6 protein-coding genes are annotated in these 4,278 nt (G+C 74.3%); 5 read left to right on the forward strand and 1 reads right to left on the reverse strand.

The features are described from left to right. Nucleotides 1-93: 93 nt before the first annotated feature. From tsaE to NQ160_RS19550, 5 genes are all read left to right on the forward strand, one after another. Nucleotides 94-597, forward strand: coding sequence for a tRNA (adenosine(37)-N6)-threonylcarbamoyltransferase complex ATPase subunit type 1 TsaE (tsaE, locus tag NQ160_RS19530; RefSeq protein WP_257516775.1), 504 nt, complete (start codon nt 94-96; stop codon nt 595-597). A gap of 88 nt (nt 598-685) precedes the next feature. Continuing rightward, complete coding sequence (gene tsaB / locus NQ160_RS19535; protein ID WP_257516776.1) at nt 686-1,360, forward strand: tRNA (adenosine(37)-N6)-threonylcarbamoyltransferase complex dimerization subunit type 1 TsaB; 675 nt, start codon at nt 686-688, stop codon at nt 1,358-1,360. Next, complete coding sequence (rimI, locus tag NQ160_RS19540; protein ID WP_257516777.1) at nt 1,357-1,902, forward strand: ribosomal protein S18-alanine N-acetyltransferase; 546 nt, start codon at nt 1,357-1,359, stop codon at nt 1,900-1,902. Before tsaB ends, rimI begins: the two co-directional genes overlap by 4 nt. Continuing rightward, a complete protein-coding gene (gene tsaD / locus NQ160_RS19545) occupies nt 1,899-2,984 on the forward strand; it encodes a tRNA (adenosine(37)-N6)-threonylcarbamoyltransferase complex transferase subunit TsaD (RefSeq protein ID WP_257516778.1) in 1,086 nt (361 codons plus the stop codon). The genes rimI and tsaD overlap by 4 nt, the downstream gene beginning before the upstream one ends. After that, complete coding sequence (locus tag NQ160_RS19550; protein WP_257516779.1) at nt 2,981-3,487, forward strand: hypothetical protein; 507 nt, start codon at nt 2,981-2,983, stop codon at nt 3,485-3,487. Before tsaD ends, NQ160_RS19550 begins: the two co-directional genes overlap by 4 nt. A 67-nt stretch (nt 3,488-3,554) precedes the next feature. Here NQ160_RS19550 and NQ160_RS19555 read toward each other — a convergent pair. After that, nucleotides 3,555-4,278 (reverse strand): THUMP-like domain-containing protein (locus NQ160_RS19555; RefSeq protein WP_441338270.1); only part of this gene is annotated, 724 nt, incomplete at its 5' end.

Below are 4,278 nucleotides of genomic sequence, written 5' to 3' on the forward strand. Positions count from 1 at the left end.
CGCCGCCGACGAGTGGGGCACGGCATCCGGATCCATCAACTACGAGATCGTCACGCGCATCGGTTCGCGCGTGCCGCGCCGCGAGGTGACGGCGTGACCGGGTTGGACGCGTTCCTCGGCGAGCGGGAGATCTCGTCGCCGGCCGACATGGAGGCCCTCGGCCGCGACTTCGGCCGCGCGCTGCGGGCGGGCGACCTCGTCGTGCTCACCGGAGCGCTGGGGGCGGGCAAGACGACGCTGACCCGCGGCATCGCGGCGGGACTGGGCGTCCGCGGCCCCGTGCAGAGCCCCACTTTCGTCATTGCGCGCACCCACCCGTCGCTCGTCGACGGCCCCCCGCTCGTGCACGTCGACGCCTACCGGCTGGGCTCGGCGGCGGAGCTGGACGACCTCGACATCGACCTCGACGGGTCGGTCGTCATCGTCGAGTGGGGCCGCGACATGGTGCCGGGCCTGCGCGACACCTGGTGGGAGGTCGAGCTCGACCGCGAGTGGCACGGGCGCGGAGTCGACACCGCCTGCGGCACGGTCTCGCGCGCCACCGAGGAGCTCGACGCCGACACCCCGCGCCGGGTCGTCGTCTCCCGACGCCCGTGAGGGTGCCGGCGCAGGCGAGGATCCCGACGCCCGTGGGGATGCCGGCGCAAGGGAGGATGCCGCGCGCACGCGCGGGTAGCCTGGAACGGTGATCCTCGGCATCGACACCTCGCTCGGCACGGCTCTGGCCGTCGTCGAGCTCGACGGGGTCGTGCGCGCGGCCGCCGCCAGCGCCAACCCGCTCGCGCACGCCGAGGTGATCGGCGACCTTCTCGAGCGCGTGCTCGGCGAGGCGACGCTGGGCCCCGTGGGCGCCACGACCGCCGCGCAGCCGATCGCCGTCACGCATGTCGCCGCGGGCATGGGGCCCGGGCCGTTCACAGGTCTGCGCGTCGGCATCGCCGCGGCGACCGCGTTCGCGCTGGCCCGGGGCGTGCCGGTGATCCCCGTCGCCAGCCATGACGCCGTTGCGCTCGAGGTGCTGCTGGCCGACGCGATCGCGGGGGAGGAGACCCCGCGATTCGCCGTCGTCACCGACGCCCGCCGCCGCGAGTTCGCCTACTCGGTCTACGACGGCCTCGACGACGACGGCCTGCCCGTGCGCACGGTGGGCCCCGCCCTCGTGCCGCGCGATGACCTCGACGCGCGCCTGGGCGAGCTCGGCGCCCGCCGCCACGACGCTGCGGCCGTGCCCGCGCAGATGCTCGCCCTCGTCGCCGCCCGCGCGATCGCGGCGGGCCGCGAGGTCGCGGGATCGGAGCCGCTGTACCTGCGCTCGCCGGACGTGTCGGTGCCGGCGCCGCGCAAGAAGGTCGGCGCATGACCCTGCGCGCGGCCCACGTCGACGACCTCGACGCGATCATGGCGCTCGAGCGCGCGTCGTTTCCCACCGACGCCTGGAGCGAGACGCTGATGCGCGGCGAGCTCGCCTCGCCGCACAGTCGCTACTTCGCGCTCGAAGAGCAAGGCCGCCTCGTCGGCTATGCGGGGCTGCGCGCCCCCGACGGGGCGAAGGATGCCGACGTGCAGACCATCGCGATCGCCGAGGACGCCCGGGGGCGCGGATACGGCAGGGCGCTCCTGCGGGCTCTGCTGGACGAGGCGGTGACGCGTCGCGTCGCCGAGGTCTTCCTCGAGGTGCGGGCGGACAACCCCACGGCCCACGCGCTCTACGTGTCCGAGGGGTTCACCGAGCTCGGCCGGCGGCCTGCGTACTACCAGCCCGACGGTGTGGACGCCGTTGTGATGCGACTGGACCTGCGGGCCTGGGTAGCAGCGACAACCGGCGCGGCCACCGGCGCCGCGACCGACCCGTCCGCAGCCGCCGCCCCCGCCCCTGCCGACCCCGGAAGGGACCACTCGTGAACCGCGACGACCCGCTGGTGCTCGGCATCGAGACCAGCTGCGACGAGACCGGCATCGGCATCGTGCGCGGCCGGCACCTGCTCAGCAACACCATCGCCAGCTCGATGGACGAGCACGCCCGCTACGGCGGCGTCGTCCCCGAGATCGCCGCGCGCGCCCACCTCGAGGCGCTGCAGCCGGCCATCGAGCGGGCGCTCGCCGAGGCCTCAGCCGCCGAGGGACGCCCTGTCACCCTCGCCGACCTCGACGCGGTCGCCGTCACCAGCGGCCCGGGCCTGGCCGGTGCCCTCATGGTCGGGATCGGGGCCGCGAAGGCGCTCGCCGTGGGTCTGGGAAAGCCGCTCTACGCCGTGAACCACCTCGTCGGCCACATCGCCGCCGACCTGCTCACCGGTGACGCGGTGGAGTACCCCACGGTCGCCCTGCTGGTCAGCGGCGGGCACACGTCCCTGCTGCTGGTGCGCGATCTCACGACCGACGTCGAGATGCTGGGGGAGACCGTCGACGACGCCGCCGGCGAGGCGTTCGACAAAGTGGCGCGGATCCTCGGGCTCCCCTATCCCGGCGGCCCTGAGATCGACCGGGCGGCGGCCGACGGCGATCCGGACGCGATCCGGTTCCCGCGGGGGATGTCCCGCGCGTCCGACATGGCGGACCACCGCTACGACTTCTCGTTCTCGGGCCTGAAGACCGCCGTCGCCCGCTGGACCGAGCAGCGCGAGGCGGCGGGGGAGCCCGTGCCCACGGCCGACGTCGCGGCATCCTTCCGCGAAGCCGTCGTCGACGTGCTCGTCACGAAGGCGCTCGATGCCTGCGCCCGTCACGACGTCCCCCGCCTGCTGCTGGGCGGCGGTGTCATCGCCAACCGGCGGCTGCGGGAGGTCGCGCTGGCCCGCGCCGCCGAGGCGGGGGTGACGGTGCGCATTCCGCCGCTCAGCCTCTGCACCGACAACGGCGCGATGATCGCCGGGCTCGCCGCCGAGCTGATCAGCGCGGGCCGGCCACCCTCGTCGCTGGCGTTCGGCGCCGACTCGACGCTTCCCGTCACCGAGATCCAGGTCGCCGAGGAGGTGCCGGCGTGAGCGACGAGCGACTGGATGCCGCAGGGCCCCCGCCTGCCGCACCGCCACTGCGGCCGCGGCCGCGTCCTCGGGTCGAGGAGCCCTCTCCCGACGTGGTGGCCGCAGACGAGGCGCCGCGCCTGCCCGGCGAGCACCGCGGCGGCTTCCAGCGGCTCCCCACTGCGCCGGTCGAGGTCGACGTCGCCGACGGCATGAACCAGGCCGAGCGCGAGGCGCTGAGCGACACCGGTGCGGTCTATGCCTGGATCGAGCCGCAGCGCCCCGTCGTGGGGATTGCGGCCTGGGCGCTCGGATTCGCGATCGCGGGGCTGGTGATCTCGTGGTTCGTCGGGTGGGGCTTCCCCATCGGGGTGGCCGCCGCCGTGACCGCGGTCATCGCGCTGCGCCGACCCCTCGAGAGCCGCTCCATCGCGCTGTGGGCGCTCGTGCTCGCGCTGCTCTCGGTGCTGTACAGCGCCGGATGGCTCGTCTGGGCCGCCAACACCGCGAACATCTTCGCCTGACGCCGCGATCCAGACAGTCTGAATCGGCGCTTCCGGTCGCCCGGCGCCGAGCCCGCAGCCCTCGCGCTCAGTCCACGCGGTCGGCGAGGAGTGCCAGCCTGCTGCTGCCGACACGGGTGAGCAGCAGCGTCGCCGATCCGCTCCCTGAGAGCTTGAGCTTGGTGCGCAGCACGGCGGGGTCGACGTCGACGCCGCGCTTCTTGATCTCGAGCGTGCCGATGTCCCGCTGGCGAAGGGCCTTGGCGAGACCCTTCACATCGGCGGGCAGTCGCTCGCGCACCTTGAAGGTCGACACGAACGGGCTCGTGAGCGCCGCGTCGCCGGTGAGATAGGCGATGCCCGGTGCCAGCATGCCGGCCTCGAGTCGACGCGCGACCTCGCCGATGAGGCGGGCGCGGATGACGGCGCCGTCGGGCTCGTGCACGTAGGTGCCGAGCGGACGCACCGGCTCGTCCGGGGTGTCCGCCGCCGCGGTCAGTTCGTGGGCCGAGTCGCCACGGATCACCAGGGCGGCCCGATGCACACCGGTGCGGGCGAGGGGCCCCGTCCACACGACCAGCTCGATGGTCGATCCATCGACGCTGATCCACTGCGCTTCTGCGCGGGACGGCAGCAGCGAACGGTCGAAGGCGGGGCCGAGTTTGATGCCGGCCGGCGTGCGCTCTCCGAGGTGGAAGACCCACTCCAACGGTGGCGACCACTCGGCGGCGCCCACGCGCGTCGTCTCGGTGTGCCCGGGGGTGCGCCGGGCGGGATCGAGCCAGACGGCATCGACCGAGGGGGAGTCGAAC

This window comes from Microbacterium sp. zg.Y909 (assembly GCF_024626565.1).